Raw genomic sequence first — 15,396 nt, forward strand, 5'->3', positions numbered from 1 at the left:
TTCAGCGCGTCCGGGCGACGCCGATGGCGGGCTCCTCGCCCATGCCGGCGAGCACTTCCGCCACATGGCGCACGGCGATGTCGTGGCCCTGGCGCTGCAGCTTGCCCGCCATGTTCATGAGGCAGCCCAGGTCGCCGGCCAGAAGGGTGCCGGCGCCGGAGGCGACCACATGGGCCGCCTTCTTGCCGACGATGGCGTCGGAAATGTCCGGGTATTTCACGCAGAAGGTGCCGCCGAAGCCGCAGCAGGTGTCGGCGTCCGCCATCTCGGCCAGGGTCAGCCCCTCCACCGAGGCGAGCAGGGCGCGGGGCTGGTCCCTCACCTTCAGCTCGCGCAGGCCCGAGCAGGAGTCGTGGTAGGTGACGGTGCCGTCATGGCGGGCGGCCACCGCCGTCACGCCCAGCACGTCCACCAGGAACGAGGTGAGCTCGAACACCTTGGCGCTGAAGCGCTCGGCGCGCACCATGCCGTCAGGCTCGCCGGCGAACAGCTCGGCATAGTGCTGCTTCATCATGCCGCCGCAGGAGCCGGAGGGCACCACCACGTAATCATAGCTCTCGAAGGCGGCGATGGCCTGCTCCGCCAGGGCGCGGGCGGTGGTGCGGTCGCCGGAATTGAAGGCCGGCTGGCCACAGCAGGTCTGGCGCGGCACCTCCACCTCGCAGCCGGCGTCCTCCAGCAGCTTGGCCGCCGCGAACCCCACGGCGGGGCGCAGGGTGTCCACCAGGCAGGTGCAGAACAGGCCCACGCGGTGCGGGCGGCGGGGCGCGGCGGAGGCGGCGGGGGAGGAGGTCATGGCAACTCGCGCTCAGGCTTCGGGTGCGGTGCCGGCAGGCCTTCGGGACCCGTCGGGGACGGAGCCGGCCGCACCCCGGGGGCGCGGCGACCTCCTGGGCTTGCGGCCGCGAACGCCAGCGTCCCCGGTCGGGAGGCGATGGCGTCAGGCACATTGGAACGATCCTATATCACCTCCCCGCCGGCGGTGAAATGCGCCGGCGACGGGCGGGGCGACTTCACCAGTTCGAACCAGTCGTCCTCGGAGATCACCTTCACACCCAAGGCGGTGGCCTTCTCCAGCTTCGAGCCGGCGCCGGGACCGGCCACCACAAGGTCGGTCTTGGCGGAGACCGACCCCGCCACCTTCGCGCCCAGCCGCTCGGCCATGGCCTTGGCCTCGTCGCGGGTCATCTTTTCCAGCGACCCGGTGAACACCACGGTCTTGCCGGCGACGGGGGAGGCGGTCGGGACCGAGTCCGGATCCTGCGGGGTGATCGTCACCTGGTCCAGGAGGTCCTGTACCAAGGTCTGGTTGTGCGCTTCCGCATAGAATTCGCACAGGGAGGTGGCGGCGACGCGGCCCACGTCCGAAATGGCGGCCAGGGTCTCGAAAGCCGCGCTCGGGCGGTGTGCATCGGCCTCCCTGAGGCTCTGCAGGATGCTTTCATCGCTGCCGTAGGCGGAGCGCAGGGACTGCCGCTGCCGCGCATTGAGCCGGGCGACGCTGAAGAGGCGCCGAATGCCGGCATCGGCCGTCTCATCGGGGGGGGCGGGCGCGCGGATGGCGTCGAGAAGGGCGCCGAAGGCCTTGGCGCCGATGCCGTCGACGCTCTCCAGCTCCAGCCAGGCCTCGCCGGGCCGCCCGGGCGAGGCCATGGCCAGCGCCGAGATGAAGCCCTCGCGCGACAGGTACGTCTTGGCGAGGGCCTTGGAGGTGGCCTCGCCAATGTGCCGGATGCCGAGCGCGAAGATGAACCGGGACAGGGCGACGGCGCGCCGCTGCTCGATGGATGCGAAGAGGTTCTCCACATCGTCATAATTGCGCTCGTCGGCAGATTGGACCTTCGCGCGCATCTTTCCTGTTTCGATCTCCCGCAGGCGGGCCCGCTCCTCGCGCTTCTCGTAGACCGCCTGCCGCACCGCATTGCGTTGCCCATGCAGGCGGAAAATGTCGGCCGGCGCCTTCAGCAGGCCGGCATCGAACAGCAGCTGCACGTTTTCCGCCCCCAGCCCCTCGATGTCGAAGGCGTTGCGGGAGACGAAGTGGCGCAGGCGCTCCACCATCTGCGCCCGGCAGATGAGCCCGCCGGTGCAGCGGCGCACCACGTCCATCTTGCCGGTCTTGGCGTCCACCTCCCGCACCGCGTGGGAGCCGCAGACGGGGCACAGGGTGGGGAACACATAGGGCGCGGCGCCCTCGGGCCGGCGCTCCGCCACCACCCGCACCACCTGCGGGATCACGTCGCCGGCGCGCTGCACCACCACCGTGTCGCCGATGCGGACGTCCTTGCGGGCGATCTCGTCCTCGTTGTGGAGGGTGGCGGAGGACACCACCACGCCGCCGACGGTGATGGGCGAAAGCTTCGCCACCGGCGTGAGCGCGCCGGTGCGGCCCACCTGGATGTCGATCTCCTCCAGCACCGTCATGGCCTGCTGGGCGGGGAACTTGTGGGCGATGGCCCAGCGCGGCGAGCGCGACACGAAGCCGAGCCGGCGCTGCAACTCCAGCGCGTTCACCTTGTAGACCACGCCGTCGATGTCATACCCTAGCCGCGCCCGGCGCTCCTCGATGGCGTGGTAATGCGCCACCAGCTCCTGGGCCGATGCCGCCACCACCGTGAGCGGATTGGTGGGAAAGCCCCAGCGCGCGAAGGCCTCGACCATGCCGATCTGGGTGTCGGCGGGCAAGGTGGTCGCCTCGCCCCAGGCATAGGCGAAGAATTTCAGCGGGCGGGTCGCGGTGACGGCGGGGTCGAGCTGGCGCAGCGAGCCGGCGGCGGCGTTGCGCGGATTGGCGAACACTTTGTCCGCGGCCGCAGCCTGGCGGGCGTTGAGGGCCTCGAAATCCGCCGTCGCCATGTAGATCTCGCCGCGCACGTCGATGACCGGCGGGACATCGTCCCCGGTGATCTGCTGCGGGATCTCGGCGATGGTGCGCACGTTGGCGGTGACGTCCTCGCCCTCGGCGCCGTCGCCCCGGGTGGCGGCCACCGTCAGCCGCCCATCCACATAGCGCAGGGAGCAGGACAGGCCGTCGATCTTGGGCTCAGCGGTGAAGGCCACCGGGTCGTCGTCGCCGAGCGCGAGGAAGCGCTTCACCCGCGCCACGAAGTCCTCCACCTCCCCGTCGGAGAAGGCATTGGCGAGGGACAGCATGGGCACCTGGTGGGTGACCTTGCCGAATTTCTCCACCGGCGCGGCGCCCACCCGCCGGGACAGGCTGTCGGCGCCGACGAGCCCGGGAAAGCGCTGCTCGATCGCCTCATAGCGCCGGCGCAGGGCGTCGTAGTCCGCGTCGGAGACGACCGGCGCGTCGTTCCGATAGTAGGCGGCGTCGTGCCCGGCGATCTCCTCGGCGAGGGCGGCATGCTCGTGGGCGGCGTCCGCGGGCGTGAGATCCTCCACCGGAACGGCGCGGAGCGGAAGCGTGGGCATGGTCATGGTGGTCCCTCTGGCGCCCCCCTTTCTGGCAAAGTGAAAGGGGGGCGGCAACAGCCCGGGCGACGCGATCCGCAGGAACGCCGCGGGAACGCGCGCGCGAGGGCCCGGAAATGCGTCAGGCGGCCCTTGCGGGCCGCCTGACGGGAGTGGGGAATGGTGCGGGCGGGCCGCCGGTCACACGTCGACGCTGGCCTTCAAGGCGTTTTCCTGGATGAATTCGCGCCGGGGCTCCACCACGTCGCCCATCAGGCGGTTGAAGAGGTCGTCGGCGGCGTCCACCTCCTTGACCTTCACCTGCAGCAGGGAGCGGGCGTTGCGGTCCAGGGTGGTTTCCCACAATTGCTCGGGGTTCATCTCGCCCAGGCCTTTGTAGCGCTGCAGCGACAGGCCCTTGCGGCCGGCGTCGGTGATGGCGTCGAACAGGTCGACGGCGCCGTGCAGCGTGTCTTCGTCGCTCTTGCGCTTCAAGGTCGCGCCATCGGCGAACACGCCCTCTAGGTCGCGCGACAGGGCGTCGAGCCGGCGGGCCTCGGCGGAGATCAGGAAGGCGGCGTCCAGCCGCGACACCTCCTGCACCCCGCGCACGGTGCGGGAGAAGGTGAAGCCGGTTTCATCGGCGGTGCCGGTCCAGCCGCGCTCGGTCTCGTCGGCCAGGGCGTCGAGCCGCAGCGCCACCCGCTCGGCGGCGCGGCCGGCGCTCTCCAGATCGGCCGTCACCGTCGCCGAGAAGGCACCGGCGAGGGCGGCCTGTTCCGCCACCGCACGGTTGTAGCGCGGGTGCAGGGCGTGCAGCGTGCCGCGGAACTGCCGGCTCCCCTCCACCAGTTGCGCGAGGTCGGCGCCGGTGCGGACCTCGCCGGTGGGAAGGCGCAGGGAGGCGTCGTCCAGGCCGGCGGTGATCAGGTATTCCTCGAGCGCCTTCTCGTCCTTCAGATAGGTCTCGGACTTGCCGCGCGTCACCTTGTAGAGCGGCGGCTGGGCGATGAAGAGATGGCCGGCCTCCACCACCTGCGGCATCTGCCGGAAGAAGAAGGTGAGCAGGAGGGTGCGGATGTGGGCGCCGTCCACGTCGGCGTCGGTCATGATGATGATCTTGTGGTAGCGCAGCTTCGACAGATCGAAGTCGTCGCGGCCGATGCCGGTTCCGAGCGCGGTGATGAGCGTGCCGATCTGCTCGGACGACAGCATCTTGTCGAAGCGGGCCCGCTCCACGTTGAGGATCTTGCCACGCAGCGGCAACACCGCCTGGAAGGCGCGGTCGCGGCCCTGCTTGGCGGAGCCGCCGGCCGAGTCGCCCTCGACCAGGAACAGTTCGGACTTGGCCGGGTCGCGCTCCTGGCAGTCGGCGAGCTTGCCGGGCAGGGAGGCGATGTCGAGCGGGCTCTTGCGGCGCGTCAGGTCGCGGGCCTTGCGGGCGGCCTCGCGGGCGGCGGCGGCTTCCACCACCTTGCCGATCACGGTCCTGGCCTCGGCGGGGGTCTCCTCGAACCAGTTGCTCAGCGCGTCGCCCACCAGCGCCTCGACCACCGGGCGCACCTCGGAGGACACCAGCTTGTCCTTGGTCTGGGAGGAAAACTTGGGGTCCGGCACCTTCACCGAGAGCACCGCGGTGAGGCCCTCGCGGCAATCCTCGCCGGTGGGGTCCACCTTTTCCTTCTTGGCGATGCCCGAGGCCTGGGCATAGCCGATGACCTGCCGGGTCAATGCCGCCGCGAAGCCGGTGAAGTGGGTGCCGCGATCCCGCTGCGGGATGTTGTTCGTGAAGCACAAAATATTTTCGTGATACCCGTCGTTCCACGACAGCGCGGCTTCCACGGAGATGCCGTCGCGCTCGGCGCGGATCACGATGGGCTTGGGGATCAGCGCCGCCTTGGAGCGGTCGAGATATTTCACGAAGGCCTCGACGCCGCCCTCATAGTGCAGCTCCTCGCGCTTCGGCTCGGCGCCGCGCGCGTCGGTGAGCACGATCATCACGCCGGAGTTGAGGAAGGCCAGCTCGCGCAGCCGGTGCTCCAGGGTGGCATAGTCGAAGGCGATGTGGGTGAAGGTCTCGGGGCTGGGCAGGAAGGTCACCTTGGTGCCGCGCTTACCGGGGGGCGCGTCGCCCACCACCTTCAACGGGGCTTCCGCGTCGCCGTGGCGGAAGCGCATCTGGTGTTCCTTGCCATCGCGCCAGATGGTGAGGTCGAGGGTGGTGGAGAGCGCGTTCACCACCGACACGCCCACCCCGTGCAGGCCGCCGGACACCTTGTAGGAGTTCTGGTTGAACTTTCCGCCCGCGTGCAGCTGGGTCATGATGACCTCGGCCGCCGAGACGCCCTCTTCGGGGTGCAGGTCGGTGGGAATGCCGCGCCCGTCGTCGGTGACGGTCACCGAGCCATCGGCATTCAGCGTCACCGTGACTTCCTTGGCCCAGCCGGCCAGGGCCTCGTCGATGGCGTTGTCCACCACCTCATAGACCATGTGGTGCAGGCCCGAGCCGTCGTCGGTGTCGCCGATGTACATGCCCGGCCGCTTGCGCACCGCGTCCAGGCCCTTCAGCACCTGGATGGACTGGGCGCTGTAGTCGTCGGGGGATGCTGCGGGCACGGGTTCGGCCATGTGGGGTCTCGAATCGGTTGGCGGCGTCCTGCGAACCTAGCGCAAAGACGCGGTGATTTGGTGGCGTGGCGCGCGGGCCGCGGAACTGCGGACCGTGGAACGACGGGCCGTGAGGCTATCTGGCGACGACCGTCACCGCCGCCCCGGCGAGCGCCGCTCCGCACACGCGGTTCAAGGTGCGCATGGCCCGCCGCGAGGCGATGACCCGCCGGGCCCGGTCCGCCAGATGCACGTAAGCGGCGAACACGGTGGTCAGGACCACCAGGATGAGGCCGCTCATCTCGCCGAAACCCAGCAGGGAGAGCGAGCCAAGGTCCATCAGTGTCGGCAGCAGGGCGAGGTAGAACGCCATGGTCTTCGGGTTGCTCAGGGTCAGCGCCAGCCCTGCGCCGTAGAGGCCGAGCGCCGAGCCCGGCCGCTGCGCCGGCGCATCCCCCGGGGCTGTCGCCGGGGCGGTCCACAGGCGGTAGGCCATGTAGGCGAGATAGGCGGCTCCGGCGAGGCGGACCATGAAGAACAGGCTGCCCAGGGCGGCCGCCAGCGCCGCGAGGCCCAGAGCGGCGGCGGCGAGCCATACGATGTCGCCGCAGGCGAGGCCGAGAATGAAGGCGAGCGTGCCGGCGCGGCCATGGGCAAGGGTGCGCGCCACCAAGGCCACCACCGCCGGTCCGGGGCTGGCGGCACCCAGTGTCAGCACCGCCGCGAAAAGGGCAAGGCTTGCCGGTTCCATGCCTTCTAGTGCGCCGCATGGGCGCGAAGGTCAAGGGCCCGGCGGTCGGGCTCCGGCTGTCCGAGGCCTGGCGCCGCAGGTCGCGGCACGGCTACCGGCACCGGCCCGCCGCCAGGTGGCGAAGGGGCGTGCGCAGGGGGCGCACGGAGGCGCCGCCGGGGAGCGGCCGCCGGCGGCCGTGGTCCGTCAGGGGGTGGGAGGGGTGCCGCTGGCGCCTTCCATCTGGCCGATCTCCGCCAGTTGGTCGTGCAGCGCGATCTTGTCCAGGGCGGCGATCGGCAGGTTGTCGAACACCGAGATGCGGTTCTTGAGGAACCGGAAGGCGCGGTTGAAGGCGGCTTCCCGGTCCACGCTCGACCCCTCCACCAGGGCCGGATTCTCGATGCCCCAGTGGGCGGTCTCCGGATGGCCGGGCCAGGCCGGGCAGTCCTCGCCGGCGGCGTCGTCGCAGACGGTGATGACGAAGTCCATGTGGGGGGCGTCGGGCTTGGCGAACAGGTCCCAGCTCTTGGGCCCCACGCCCTGGGTGGAATAGCCGAAGCGGTGCAAGGTGAGCACCGCCAGCGGGTGCACGCCGTTGGCGGGGTGGGTGCCGGCGGAATAGGCCCGGAAGCGCCCGCCGCCGTCCTTGTTCAGGATCGCCTCGGCCATGATGGAGCGCGCGGCGTTCTTGGTGCACAGAAACAGGACGTTGTAAACGCGCCCGCCAACCGCCGCTTCCGCCATCGCTTCCCCCCTGCGCAGCCGACGCCGCATCGCGGCTCCGCGCTCGGGCGCGGCCGGCTGGAATTGCCCAGCCGACCTATAGCGGGCCTCTTCAACGGATTTGTGTCAGCCTCTTCCGTCCACCAGCGTGACGGGGTCGCCGACCCGCACCTCGCCGGACCGCACCACCTTGGCATAGACGCCGCAATCGGCGTGGCGGTAGGACTTCACCAGGGCCTTCACCACATTGAGGTCGCGGCGGGCGCTGTCGGGATTGACGTTCACGGCCGCGCACCGCTCGGTGCGCTTGACGATGGCGAGCCGGGCGCCGCCGATCTCGATCTCGCGGCCCGTCAGCGCCAGCTCGGCGCCGGCGTCCCAGCCGTCCAGGTGCAGGTTCATGCGGAAGCGGCGCGGGTCCACCGGCGCGCCCATGCGCCCCGACAGGTCGCGCACGCTGGCGAGATTCAGCACGGAGACGAAGCCCGAGCGCAGGGAATCGGTGAAGCGAAACCCCTCCGGGGCCGTCAGCACGCGCAGCGGGCCGCGCGCCTCCTCGCCCATGAAAAAGGTCAGGAAAGCGGCGATCTCGGCGCGGCCGGCGGCGGTGGAGAGATCGCCCCGGGCGGCTTCCACGCCGGCCAGGAACAGGGCGAGCGTGCGGGTGGCCTCGTCATAGCGGCTGCGGAGCGCCGCCAGCCGGGCATCGCGCATGAGCATCAGGAAGGCGGTCTTCTGGCGGTAGGCCGGCGCGGCGGGGTCGAAGCCGCTGGGGCCGTTCTCCACCGCATAGAGGCGGTCGGCGGGAAAGAAGGCGCCGGCCTCCAGCCGCACCCGGTCCAGGGGTTCCGGGGACAGCCCCTTCACCGGGTGTCGATAGAGCGCGGCGACGGTGGCGGGGGGCACGGTGGCGAGGGGCACGGTGGCAGGCAGTGGCATGGCGGGCCTCGGGGCAGGGGGCCTCCCGTTCCCATTGCCGGCCGGGGCGGGTCAACCCCTTCCCGCGCATCCCGCCTCATCCCCTCCGGCCCGTGCCCGGGGCCGGGGCGGGCGGCTCTGCCCAGGCTCAAGATTCGGCGGGTGGCCTCGGTCTGTGCTCAATTCGTTGCCGCCCCCCCTTCCGTTGCCGGGAAGTCACACCCACATGTGCCTCGACGCGGGGTGACCCGTGCCGCGGTCGCCGGGGATGCCGGGATCGCGCCCCAGCGCGTCGCGCATGCTTCGTCGGAAGGTGCCGGACGCGACAAGGAGGAGATGCACCATGAATTTCGAGATCTACACCGAGCGCGCGCGTGGCTTCGTCCAGTCCGCCCAGTCGCTGGCGGTGCGGGAAGGCCACCAGCAGTTCATGCCCGAGCACCTGCTCAAGGTGCTGATGGACGATCCCGAGGGCCTGTGCTCCGGCCTGATCCAGCGTGCGGGCGGCAATCCCACGCTGGTGCGCGCCGATGTGGAAGCGGCCCTGGGCAAGCTGCCGAAGGTGTCCGGCGGCTCCGGGCAGGTCTATCTTTCGCAGCAGATCGCCCGGGTGTTCGAGGCGGCCGAGCAGGCGGCCAAGAAGGCCGGCGACGGCTATGTGACCGTCGAGCGCATGCTGTTGGCCCTCACCATCGAGAAGGACACCGAGGCTGGCAAGATCCTGGCCAAGGCGGGCTTGACCCCGCAGGCGCTGAACGCGGCCATCGAGGCCCTGCGCAAGGGCCGCACCGCCGACACCGCCACCGCCGAGAACGCCTATGACGCGCTCAAGAAATACGCCCGCGACCTGACCCAGGCGGTGCGCGACGGCAAGCTCGACCCGGTCATCGGCCGCGACGAGGAGATCCGCCGCACCATCCAGGTGCTGGCCCGCCGCACCAAGAACAATCCCGTGCTCATCGGCGAGCCGGGCGTCGGCAAGACCGCGATCGTGGAGGGCCTCGCCCGCCGCATCGTCGATGGTGACGTTCCGGAAAGCCTGAAGGACAAGCGGTTGCTGTCGCTCGACATGGGCTCCCTCATCGCCGGCGCGAAATATCGCGGCGAGTTCGAGGAGCGCCTCAAGAGCGTGCTCAACGAGGTGCAGTCGGCCGATGGCGGCATCATCCTGTTCATCGACGAGATGCACACCCTGGTGGGCGCCGGCAAGACCGACGGGGCCATGGATGCCTCCAACCTGCTCAAGCCCGCGCTGGCGCGCGGCGAGCTGCACTGCGTCGGCGCCACCACGCTCGACGAGTATCGCAAGCATGTGGAGAAGGACGCGGCGCTGGCCCGCCGGTTCCAGCCGGTGTTCGTGTCCGAGCCCACGGTGGAGGACACCGTCTCGATCCTGCGCGGCCTGAAGGAAAAGTACGAGCTGCACCACGGCGTGCGCATCACCGATTCGTCGCTGGTGTCGGCGGCGGTGCTCTCGAACCGCTACATCACTGACCGGTTCCTGCCCGACAAGGCCATCGACCTGGTGGATGAGGCGGCCTCGCGGCTGCGCATGCAGGTGGATTCCAAGCCCGAGGAACTGGACAGCCTCGACCGCGAGATCGTGCGCCTGCGCATCGAGCAGGAGGCGTTGAAGAAGGAGACCGACACCGCCTCCAAGGATCGGCTCAGGAAGCTGGAAAAGGAGCTGGCGGAGCTGGAGGAGAAGGCTTCCGTGCTCACCTCCAAATGGAAGTCCGACAAGGAGAAGCTGGGCGAGGCCACGACCGTGAAGGCCAAGCTCGACCAGGCCCGCGCCGATTTGGTGACGGCGCAGCGCCATGGCGAGTACCAGAAGGCCGGCGAGCTCACCTATTCGGTGATCCCGGAGCTGGAGAAGCGCCTTGCGGAGATCGAGAAGGTGGGCGCGGGCGGCGGCATGGTGGAAGAGGCGGTGACGCCCAGCCACATCGCCGGCGTGGTCTCCCGCTGGACCGGGGTGCCGGTGGACAAGATGCTGGAGGGCGAGCGCGAAAAGCTGCTGCGCATGGAGCTGGAGTTGGCCAAGCGCGTGGTGGGGCAGAAGGAGGCCGTGGCCGCCGTCTCCACCGCCGTGCGCCGGGCCCGCGCCGGCCTGCAGGACCCGAACCGGCCCATCGGCTCGTTCCTGTTCCTCGGGCCCACCGGCGTCGGCAAGACCGAGCTGACCAAGGCGCTGGCGGAGTTCCTGTTCGACGACGAGACGGCGATGGTGCGCATCGACATGTCGGAATACATGGAGAAGCACTCCGTGAGCCGTCTCATCGGCGCCCCTCCCGGCTATGTGGGCTATGACGAGGGCGGCGCGCTCACCGAGGCGGTGCGGCGCCGGCCCTATCAGGTGGTGCTGTTCGACGAGGTGGAGAAGGCCCACCCGGACGTCTTCAACGTGCTGCTGCAGGTGCTCGACGACGGGCGGCTGACGGACGGGCAGGGGCGCACGGTGGACTTCCGCAACGTGCTCATCGTCATGACCTCCAACCTCGGGGCCGAGTATCTGGCGGACCCCCGCCAGCCCATCGGCTTCAAGGTGCCCGGCCACGACGGCGACAAGCTGGTGTCGGACGAGGAAGCCTATGATCTGGTGATGGACGCGGTGCGGCGCCACTTCCGCCCCGAATTCATCAACCGCATCGACGAAATCGTCATGTTCCACCGGCTCAAGCGCGAGCAGATGGACACCATCGTCGATATCCAGATGGGACGCCTGCGCAAGCTGCTGGAGGATCGCAAGATCGTCCTGGATCTGTCGCCGGAAGCGCGCCAGCATCTGGCCGACAAGGGCTACGACCCGGCCTATGGCGCGCGTCCGCTGAAGCGCACCATTCAGAAGCTGGTGCAGGACCCGCTGGCGGAGAAGATCCTGGCTGGCGACATCCTGGACGGCACGGTGGTGAAGATCGGGCTTGAAGACGGGCACCTCACCTTCCAGGGCGAGACGCCGGCGGTGGAGCAGGCCGCCTGACCCGGGGGCTGCCCCGGGAACCCGAAGACGAAAGGCCATCCCCACCGGGATGGCCTTTTTTCTTGCCGCCCCCCGGAGCCCGGCAAGGCGAGCCGAACGCGGATGGCGTGATGCCCAGACCCGTGAACCTCCAGCACGCCTTCCGAGGGTTTTGGGGGCTTCCTTGCCGATGCGCGGGACACCGCGGGCCTTGCCACCCGCAAGCAGGCCTTCACCACGGTGGAGGGGGGCTGCGGGGCATTTCGCCGCCGCTTGCCGCGGGAGGACGCCATTCGTCTCGCTGGCGTGCTGCCGCCGGTGGTGCGGGCGATCTTCGTGTCCGATTGGGACCCGGCGGAGAGGCCGCGCCCCTTCGCCGATCTCTCGACCATGACCGGCGAGGCGCAGGGGCTGCTCCGGCATGATGCTTTCGCATCGCGGTCCGCCATCCGCGATGTGGCGGCGTCTTTACTCCGGCATGTGGATGAAGCGGCGTTCGACCGCATTCTCGGTCGGCTGCCGGAGCGCGCGGCCGACCTTTGGGCGGTGTCATACCCAACGCCCGTGAGCCTGACACATGGGCGTTGGGTCCAGCCGGCGCGGCGCTTGAGCGGGCCCACTTGGCACCCGTCGCAGACCCGGGCCGATGGTATAAGGATGCTGGGCGGACGTCACTGCCCGCTGGCGACCGCGAGCAGGCCTTCGGCCTGCTTGGCGGCGGCGGCGAAGAAGGGCAGGCCCGGCGCGGCGGCCGCGAAGCAGGCCCGATAGGCGGCGGCGCCGTCCTCCTCCACCGTTGCCGATTCCTGCCAGCGCGGGTCCTGGTCGTTCTTCGCCCGCTCGGCGGCGGCGATCAGCGCGCGGGCACGCGCGGCATAGCCTTTCCAGATCTTGTCGCAGGCGGGCAGGGGTTTGATCGTCGCCTCTGCCTCTGCCTCTGCCTCTGCCTCCGCCGTCGCCACGACCACCCGACCAGCGGCGACGCGGGTGACGACGATGCTGCCCGGCAGGGTGTCTTGCGCGCCGGTCTGGGTGAACAGGCCGAGGGCGGCATTCACCGTTTCCCCGGCGGCGCCGGAAACCGGCAGATCGATATATGTGACGAAGCTGGCATCGGCGCCGAGCACCGCGTTGTAGAGCGCCTCGGTGCCGATGGCGGCCTGCAGCCCGTCGCGCAAGGCCGGCGGCGTGTCCTCGGCCCTGGCGCGGCCGGCGAGCCAGTGGAGGAAGACCGGCTCGGGTGAGACGAACACGCGCGTGAGCTCGTCGTCGCTGGAGAACATCAGCCCATCCGGCTGCTGCGCTTCCCGGTAGTCGGGGATCAGGGTCGTGGGCATGAAGATGGGGGTGGTTCGTGTGCCCGCGAACGTCACCGGCCCGACAAGAGCCACCATGTGCGCCTGGAGCGTGGCGATGGCTGCGGCGTTACGTTTGTCGACGGCATCGTCGCTTTCGCCCGCCTTGGCGGCGGCGGCCACCTCGGACGCCAGGAGCGCGCGGGCCGCGAGGAAATCCTCGACCGGCCCGGCCTGGGCGGCGAGGGGAAGGCTCGCCAGCATCAGCAGCATGCCGGCGCTCCGGCGCAGCGCGCGTCCGAGGGGCTGGTGGTGTCCGATCAGGCTCATGGCGCCCCTCATCATGTTGCTGGGCCGATGCTGGCCCCGATCCGCGCCCCCGGCGTCGCCGATGCGGCAGGGACGCCGCCGCCCGTACATTTTCCGCGCGTATGGCCGCACGTCAAATGCCGGAGCGGTCGTGGCGATGCGCTTGATCGAGAACGTTCCGGCCCGGAGCCCCGCCTCGGGGACCGTGCCCAGGCGGCGTCGATGGCGGCGCAGGTGGGCGGCGCAGGTGGGCGGCGCAGGTCGGCGGCGTCAGTTGCCGCGCAAGGTCGCGAGAAGGCCTTCGGCGCGCCGGGCGGCGGTGGTGAGCGCCGGCTGGCCTTGAACCGCCGTGGCGTAGCAGGCGCGGAACGCGGCGGAGCCCTGGTCGTAGGCCTGAGAGATTTGCACCCAGCGCGGGTCGTCGGGATTCCCGCCCTTCTCCGCGTCCCGCCGCAGGCCGTCGATCCTGGCGGCATACGGCTTCCAGGTCGCATCGCATGCGGGGAGGCGCGTCTTGTCCACCGCCACTCGGGTGAAGGCGACGGTGGCCCGTCCTTCGGCCACCCGCAGCAGGACGATGCTGTTCGGAAGCTGGTTGGCGGGGGCCTCGTCGGTGAAGATGCCGAGCGTCGCCACCACCGTCTCGCCGGCGCCGGCGGCCAGCGGTAATGTCGCATAGGGCCAGAAGCCGCTGCCGATGGACAGGATGGAATTGTTGGCGAAATATTCGGTGCCGGCGGCTGCCGCCGGGCCATCGCGGAAGACGGCGGGCGCCTCCTTGTCTTCGGCGCGCGCGGCGAGCCAGGCCTGGAACACCGGCTCCGGCGTCACCAGAACGCGGGTGGTCTCGTCGGTGTTGGCGACGGTCAGGCCATCGAGCTGGCGGATAGGCTCATCCCGGCCGAAAATCAGGATGTCGAGCGAGAAGGCCGGAGCGCCCAGGCCCTTGACCTTGAGCGGCCCCACCAGTGCCCGCATGCGCTTGGCAAGGTCCTGGAGCGCGGCCTGCTCGGCCGCGAGGCTTGCAGCGTCACCGCCCGTGCCGGTCTTGGCGGCGGCCACGGCGGCGGCCACCGCCCGATCGCGCGCCGCGAGATAATCGTCGACGGGCGCCGCGGCCAGCGGCCAGGGGGCGATGAGCGCAAGGGCGCAGAGGACGCGTCGAGCGAAGCGGATCATAAAAAGCTCGTGTCGGACCAGGAGATCCGCATTCTGACTGCGTTCCTACTGATAGGGAAGACGCATGGCATGTCCGCCCGCCCAGGGGGATCACGGGACCTGCCGGCAAGCTGATTGGAGCTCGATCCGCCGATGGGGCCGGGGCGCCATCAGCCCCCGGCCGAGCCATGCGGCCGCGTCAGTTGCTTGCCGCCCGCGCCGGCTTGCCGCCGGCGGAGACGCCGGCCACCTTCGGGGGCACCGGAGCGTGGTTCATGAGGGCGTCGATGCGCTCGCGTTCCTTGTTGAAGTCGACGAGGAATCGCCCGGCCAGCGCCCTGCCGCGCGGCAGCTTGATGCGCATGGGGTCGACGAAATTGCCGTTGATCTTCACTTCATAATGCAGGTGCGGACCGGTGGAGAGGCCGGTGGAGCCGATATAGCCGATGAGCTGCCCCTGCCGTACCGTCATGCCTTCGCGAATGCCGCGGGCAAAGCCGGATTGGTGTGAGTAGGTGGTGACATAGCCGTTGGCGTGCTGGATTTCAGTATGCTTGCCGTAGCCGGACTTCCAGTTCGCATAGATAATGTTGCCATTTCCGGCGGCATAGATGGGCGTGCCGATGGCATCCGACCAGTCGACGCCGGTGTGCAGCTTGGAGTAACCGAGGATCGGGTGGCGCCGATAGCCGAAGGGTGAGCGCATGACGCCACCGGACAGCGGCTTCCTGACCAGGAACTTCTTCGCGCTCTTGCCTTCGTCGTCGTAATAATCCACCACGCCGTCGTCGGAGGTCTGGAAGCGGTAGAGCCGCTTGGTCTCGTTGCCCAGGGTCAGGGCGGCGAACAGCACGTCGTTGTTGCCGGCCGGATCGTCGGAGTAGAGCACCTCGAAATTGTCGCCGGCGCGCACCCGGCGCTGGAAGTCCACGTCGAACGAATACACCCGGATCAGGTCGGCGATGACCGGCCGGGGAATGTCGTTGCGCAGCGCCGTTTCATACACGCTCTCATAAAGCCGCACGCCGGGACCGCTGTCGTCGTCGGCATCCTCCGACACGCCGGTGGTCTCGGTTTCGGCCGGCTCCGGAACGTTCACGAATTCGTTGCGGTCCGAAAGGGCGATGGTGCCCTCATGGCCGGAATCGCTGAACAGGGACACGCGCAGCGGCAGGATACGGTCGCCTTCCTGCTGCAACAGCATGCGCAGCCGCAGCCCGTCCCGCACTTTGCCCTCCTTGCCCCGGCCAAAGGCCACCGACAGCGCACGGGCATCGTCC

11 protein-coding genes (1 of these 11 running past the window's edge) are annotated in these 15,396 nt (G+C 69.8%); 2 read left to right on the forward strand and 9 right to left on the reverse strand.

Features of this window, described 5'->3' with window-relative positions:
• Position 1: 1 nt before the first annotated feature.
• From V5F53_RS18670 to V5F53_RS18695, 6 genes are all read right to left on the reverse strand, one after another.
• Complete coding sequence (locus V5F53_RS18670) at positions 2–796, reverse strand: (Fe-S)-binding protein (protein ID WP_393998648.1); 795 nt, start codon at positions 794–796, stop codon at positions 2–4.
• A 164-nt stretch (positions 797–960) separates the two neighbouring features.
• The gene (ligA, locus tag V5F53_RS18675; protein WP_393998658.1) at positions 961–3,432 is read right to left on the reverse strand and encodes an NAD-dependent DNA ligase LigA; all 2,472 of its coding nucleotides are present in this window, start codon (positions 3,430–3,432) and stop codon (positions 961–963) included.
• Positions 3,433–3,612: 180 nt separating this feature from the next.
• Positions 3,613–6,039, reverse strand: a complete 2,427-nt coding sequence (gyrB, locus tag V5F53_RS18680) for a DNA topoisomerase (ATP-hydrolyzing) subunit B (protein ID WP_393998649.1) — start codon at positions 6,037–6,039, stop codon at positions 3,613–3,615.
• 115 nt (positions 6,040–6,154) lie between these two features.
• Positions 6,155–6,769 carry a LysE family translocator gene (locus V5F53_RS18685; protein WP_393998650.1) on the reverse strand — a complete coding sequence of 205 codons (615 nt, stop codon included), beginning with the start codon at positions 6,767–6,769 and terminating at the stop codon, positions 6,155–6,157.
• A gap of 186 nt (positions 6,770–6,955) precedes the next feature.
• Positions 6,956–7,495 (reverse strand): arsenate reductase ArsC, encoded by a 540-nt coding sequence (locus tag V5F53_RS18690; protein WP_393998651.1) that lies wholly within the window; start codon positions 7,493–7,495, stop codon positions 6,956–6,958.
• A gap of 105 nt (positions 7,496–7,600) precedes the next feature.
• Complete coding sequence (locus V5F53_RS18695) at positions 7,601–8,413, reverse strand: MOSC domain-containing protein (protein ID WP_393998652.1); 813 nt, start codon at positions 8,411–8,413, stop codon at positions 7,601–7,603.
• A 322-nt stretch (positions 8,414–8,735) separates the two neighbouring features.
• Between V5F53_RS18695 and clpB the strand changes: the two genes are divergently transcribed.
• Both clpB and V5F53_RS18705 read left to right on the forward strand, forming a co-directional pair.
• Positions 8,736–11,375 (forward strand): ATP-dependent chaperone ClpB, encoded by a 2,640-nt coding sequence (gene clpB / locus V5F53_RS18700; RefSeq protein WP_393998653.1) that lies wholly within the window; start codon positions 8,736–8,738, stop codon positions 11,373–11,375.
• A gap of 219 nt (positions 11,376–11,594) precedes the next feature.
• On the forward strand, positions 11,595–12,125 hold the full coding sequence (locus V5F53_RS18705; RefSeq protein ID WP_393998654.1) for a DUF2267 domain-containing protein: 531 nt from the start codon (positions 11,595–11,597) through the stop codon (positions 12,123–12,125).
• Here V5F53_RS18705 and V5F53_RS18710 read toward each other — a convergent pair.
• The 3 genes from V5F53_RS18710 to V5F53_RS18720 all read right to left on the reverse strand — a co-directional run.
• On the reverse strand, positions 12,026–12,979 hold the full coding sequence (locus tag V5F53_RS18710) for a hypothetical protein (RefSeq protein ID WP_393998655.1): 954 nt from the start codon (positions 12,977–12,979) through the stop codon (positions 12,026–12,028). The genes V5F53_RS18705 and V5F53_RS18710 overlap by 100 nt on opposite strands.
• 249 nt (positions 12,980–13,228) lie before the next feature.
• Entirely contained in the window at positions 13,229–14,137 is a 909-nt protein-coding gene (locus V5F53_RS18715) for a hypothetical protein (RefSeq protein ID WP_393998656.1), read from the reverse strand.
• 178 nt (positions 14,138–14,315) lie between these two features.
• Positions 14,316–15,396, reverse strand: the 3' portion of a protein-coding gene (locus V5F53_RS18720) for a peptidoglycan DD-metalloendopeptidase family protein (RefSeq protein WP_393998657.1). Its footprint extends 905 nt past the window's final position; the window shows 1,081 of its 1,986 coding nt (coding positions 906–1,986); its start codon lies off the right edge, out of view; its stop codon occupies positions 14,316–14,318.

Origin of the sequence: Xanthobacter cornucopiae, from assembly GCF_043195065.2 — a bacterium.
Lineage (GTDB): Bacteria > Pseudomonadota > Alphaproteobacteria > Rhizobiales > Xanthobacteraceae > Xanthobacter.